Origin of the sequence: Pseudomonas sp. TNT3 (assembly GCF_010095445.2) — a bacterium.
Taxonomy (GTDB): Bacteria; Pseudomonadota; Gammaproteobacteria; order Pseudomonadales; family Pseudomonadaceae; genus Aquipseudomonas.
The window spans coordinates 1-4,744 of sequence record NZ_WFGV02000117.1 but is presented as its reverse complement, the minus strand read 5'-3'; the positions used below and the strand labels follow the sequence as shown (position 1 = coordinate 4,744).

The following is a 4,744-nucleotide window of genomic DNA, read 5'->3' as shown; positions in this document are numbered from 1 at the left end:
GATCAGATAAAGGTAGTAAAACTTTCCGCGAACGGGTGACGGCAGGTAGGTGATGTCCCATGACCACACTTGATTGGCGGCTGTCGCCGCATAAGTGGTGGGTGCTTCATGACGATGCGGTCGCTTGCCACGCGAGCGATGCTGCTGCTGACCCGCCGCATGCAATACGCGATAAAACGTTGCCTCGGAGGCCACGTAACGACCCTCGTCAGCCAGCTGTGGCACGATCTGGCTGGGTGGCAGATGCGCATAGGCTTTGCTGTTGCACAGCGTCACGATGCTTTGGCGCTCAAGCTCGCTGAGCGCGTTGCTCGGTATCGGCCTGAGCGTCGTCGTGCGTCCATCTGCCAGGATTTCTTCTGGTAGGTTCCAGCGCTGCAGCGTCCTTAGTGAAATGCCTACTTCCAAACAAGCAGGCGCCCTGCGGGCGCCTGCCATGATGGCCTCATTGAGCCAACTGACGAGTAGATACCGTTCTGGCAACAAGGTCAGTTGTCCTCGTCGTCGTTCCCCCAGTAGGCATTGAGCTTTTTTCGCAGCACCAACAAAGCGACCGTTTCAGCCAGCGCCGCGTCCTTACGACGCAGTTCACGCTCTAGCTCTCGAATCCGACTCTTATCTTCCTTTGACTCCCCGGCGATCCCTTTTTTTAGCGCCGAATGGTTATTGCTGTTGGTGATAAAAGCTTTGCGCCAGCCATCAATTTGTTCCGGGAAGATACCCTTGCGACGGCAATATTCACCCAGCTCCAGCTCCGACAACGCTGAAGACTCGATGACTGCCATCAGCTTGGACTCGGCAGACCAGCTTTCGGGCGACTGCTTGGTTTCGGACAACTGGGCACCTCTGGCAGCAGCTTGCTTGCGCCAATAATGGAGAGACATGTCGCTGCAACCTTCACGACGCGCGACCTCCGACGCCGAGAGACTCAGGGGCGGAAGCATCATTTTCAGCAGTGCAGCTTTGCGCTCTTCTGAGTAGAAAGGCATGACCATACTCTTGCCGCCCCCGAAGTGTTTTTAAAAAAGCAGGGGACACGACAACTACCCTGACACCGGGGGCTTCCACAAACGTTTCCTTGCTTCAACCTTTTGAGAGGCTTTCTGACAATCAGGCGACATTTATCAAATTTTCGGAAACCCCCAATCGGTTAGTGGTGAAAGCTGTGATAAAAACTCTAGATGTTCTATAGTTTTGACTATTGCAACTTTTTCTATATCTATTGATCCACCCAGTGCGAGAGCCGGCACTAGACCGTACATTTCGTCAGCCCTAAGTTTCCCCAGTCTTTTAAGAGAGGGTATAAAAAGATCACCGAAATCGTTGTACTCGGGGTTCATAGATGAAAAAAACACTCTTACCCCAAAATCAAGATTATCACCTTTAAGTTTAGACGCTCGCCTCGAGTAGTGCCCTAAGCTACTAGAGATAGTCAAGCAATAGCCACTCTTTTCACCCCACACATAAAGCAAACCAAATGCGTTACGCGCAATAACATGATAAGTATCCTGAGAGTAAAATTCTTTATCAGCAAGCCAGTGGTCTATTATGTCTTCGTAGGCTTGAGGGTTCACTGTCCAAAACAAACCATCCATGAACCCGCACCAGCCATACTCGTTCCAGTACTGAAGTAATTGATTTGGCAGCCTATTTCGATATCGGTCCACACTCGACTCAGGAACTTCCTCCCGAGTGGTTGCAGGGCCGAAATTCTTGATAAAAAAACCATAATCCTCGTCCAACACTGACTCCTTATTTGCATCTTTCAAGTTTTGCGTTAATTTTTGTGGCGCCTCGAATATTCTCAGGCACGCTGGCCGCGGCAGCGTCCAGACTGCCTATGCGGCTGGACCACTGGGGACCAATGCTTGAATTAATACGCCGATCACCAAAGTCACTAATAATGTCCTTCCCTCCCGCGAACAGGTCGGGATTATGCAAGGCGGCCAACGTTGCCATTTTCTGCGACACTGTCTCCATGGCTAGTGTTCTTGCCTGTTCGAGAGGTACACCGCTCAACCTAAGTGTCTCTTGAAGATCTGCTGCCATATCTGAACTAAGCCTGTATCGAGCTTCCGCAGCAACCTTCGGATCCCGCACAACATTCTTCGCCGTAAACGCCTCCCGCCCCCTCAAATACTCATCCACACTCAGATCATTCAATCCCTTTTCCTGGCCCGTCAGCTGCCGATCAAACTCCGGAATCTTCTCCGCATGCTTCTTGCTCACGTTAAAGCATGGCACCTTGTGCTCGGGCATGCCCAACGGTTTTTTCGGTGATGGATGCTCGGGTTGGCGGCGCGCAGGCAATGGCGTTTCTTGTCGGCCAAACGCACCTTGTCGTGACGTTGGCAGTTGCAGGTCCGGGTGTTTTTTCAGGGCCTCTTCATGCTTGAGCATCCACTGCCCTAACCGTGCACCTTTGGCGCTTGCTTGCATCTCGCTGGCAAGTACCTGGGCATTGCCCCGCCCTCGCGTCAGGTAGGCAACGATGGCTCCCAACAGCAGAACGATGACTTCTTCATGCCCTCGAGCAATGTGCTGGGCGGCCCTGTCGATGGCAGCAGGATCATCACGGCTGAAGGGATGTAGACCCTCATCGCCCTGGGTGCCTTTCCATGCGATGTCGATGCCGTCCAGGTAGTACTCGCCAATGCGCGGCAAGCCTTCGACGAAGAACTCGGCAATGGAAACCAGGCCGAGTACCCCCAGTATCCAGGTGCTGACTTTCAAACCCATTGCAGCGCCGGCCATACCGGACGGAATCGCGCCCACACCCCCGACAAAAACGCCTACACCCGCGCCAATGGCTCCGCCAGCCAACACACTGCCGGCAACAATCATTGCCATTTGACTAGCGACGCTGATCAATTCGGTGAGGACGCTGGAGATGTCGAGGTCTGAGAAGCGTTGCCTCAAGGACCTGGCGACCTCCCATTCCGCGCGCGTGAACGCCGTCCGGATGTTGTGGATCCGCCGAATGTTCAAACTTATTGAGGACGCATAGTCATTGATATGAATGCGGCCGTGCCCGCCCTGATGACCCATGTCATGGGTCATGCGATCTTCTATTTCGAACCACGTAGGCACGATGTTCCATAGCGCCATGCTGCGTCTTCCTGACAGGGACGAAGTGCTGAGGCAGTGAGAGGCCGAGGAGAAAACCGGGCATCAAACTGCGTTGAAACTTCTAATACTTCACCCTAATCAGGCAGATTTTTTCAAACAATAAAGCGCGGGATTACTTCAGGCACCGTTTATCAAAACAGGAAGTTTCATACTTTGATCTTTATATTTTCCGTCAGAACTTTCCTACTCGTTCCAAGCATTGAAAAAACCAACGCCCACAAAAAAGCCCGCTGATCTCTTCGGGTCTGCGGGCTCGTCCTCGCCAGGCTTAATTAAAACCTTCGACTGCTTCTAAGTTTCAAGCTCATCCAACAATCGATTGGCGACAACTCTGCCAACGAAATCATATGTCGAATACCCAATAACAAATTGCATTCGGACCACTGAGGATAAACACGAACGTAAAGTAAGGAGGCGACTGTGCACAGGGTGGTAGACCAGTCATAGGAAACCGGCAGGCCGAAGCCTCCCATGCATAGCCGCCACAAAGCTGCCAGTAAAAAACGCGCTGAGGCTTTCTGATTATTGAAGGTGTCAGGCGCTGATGCGGCATTCACGGCTGCACCCCATATAAACGCCCGTTAGAGGCATTCGAAGGCACCTAGTGAAATAGTGAAATAGTGAAAACCCCCTAAATTCCAGTGTTTTGAGATCGATCGCCGCATATTGCCCCAGCTCGCCTCTATACAGAAAGAATCCATCCACATTTAACTCGGATTGTAAAAAAACTATCAGCCTTCTCAGGACATCCGATGCAGGTCTTTTGGTGGGATTCACCAGCGTGGCCACTCTAGCTTCATCATTGTACATCCTAATGTGAAAAAAACTCTCCTCGTCCTGAATTACATAGTTGAAACCACGGCAAACATATTCAAAGTCGTCACCAACATCATCAAAGCGGCCAGCGTTTACAATCTTCAAGTTTCAACTCGGTAATTTGGCAGGAAAAAGTCGATTGTATGTCGTATTTCAGACCACCAAAAAATTATATGAATCATAATGTTAACCCAAATGTGAGCGAATCGACGGCCTGAAACGGAGTAGGCATTATAGCCGTCGTCATTTTCACCCAAGAATTGAATTTAGCGAAGGTTCCAGTCTTACCCGTCTCAGTGATGTTAGCCTTGGACTCTGCCCATCGCACCACCGAATTCGAGCAGAGTCTCATCCCTGTAGGAGCTGTCGAGTGCAACGAGGCTGCGATCTTTTGATTCTGCCTTTAAAAGAACAAAAGATCGCAGCCTCGCTGCACTCGCCGGCCCTTATAAAATAAATATTAAGCAATTTATTGTAACAATATTTTTTAATAGTTTTAGATATCTTTCAATGCGGCGAGCTTCCAGTTCTTTGCGCGACAGCGCGGCGTCAAAGACGTGGCGGCACCTCCGACAGGGATAACGTTGAGCGGGGGCACGCCCGCAAAGTCAGGTCGGCTGTCAGGCCGCCTCGCTTTGGCTTTTGATCTGCTGTTGATTTTCTTGCCCCCTCGGTAGGCCGAACGCAGGTTCTGCGCAGTGGGCAACCCGGCATGGATGCCGGGTTAGCCGCGCACGGCCATGGATGGCCGATCGCAGCGGGCCCACGGAGCAGGACCGGAGCGAGGGTATGCCGAGCC

At 51.7% G+C, this 4,744-nt stretch carries 3 protein-coding genes and 1 pseudogene; all 4 read right to left on the bottom strand.

The features are described from left to right. Nucleotides 1-989, bottom strand: a pseudogene (locus GBC55_RS29540) (IS3 family transposase); the annotation flags it as partial. Nucleotides 990-1,124: 135 nt separating this feature from the next. Beyond that, entirely contained in the window at nt 1,125-1,742 is a 618-nt protein-coding gene (locus GBC55_RS29535) for a GAD-like domain-containing protein (RefSeq protein ID WP_162440894.1), read from the bottom strand. 10 nt (nt 1,743-1,752) lie between these two features. Then, on the bottom strand, nt 1,753-3,108 hold the full coding sequence (locus GBC55_RS29530; RefSeq protein WP_162440893.1) for a DUF6861 domain-containing protein: 1,356 nt from the start codon (nt 3,106-3,108) through the stop codon (nt 1,753-1,755). A 555-nt stretch (nt 3,109-3,663) separates the two neighbouring features. Next, the gene (locus GBC55_RS29525) at nt 3,664-4,050 is read right to left on the bottom strand and encodes a hypothetical protein (RefSeq protein ID WP_178114352.1); all 387 of its coding nucleotides are present in this window, start codon (nt 4,048-4,050) and stop codon (nt 3,664-3,666) included. Between the last annotated feature and the right edge of the window lie 694 nt (nt 4,051-4,744).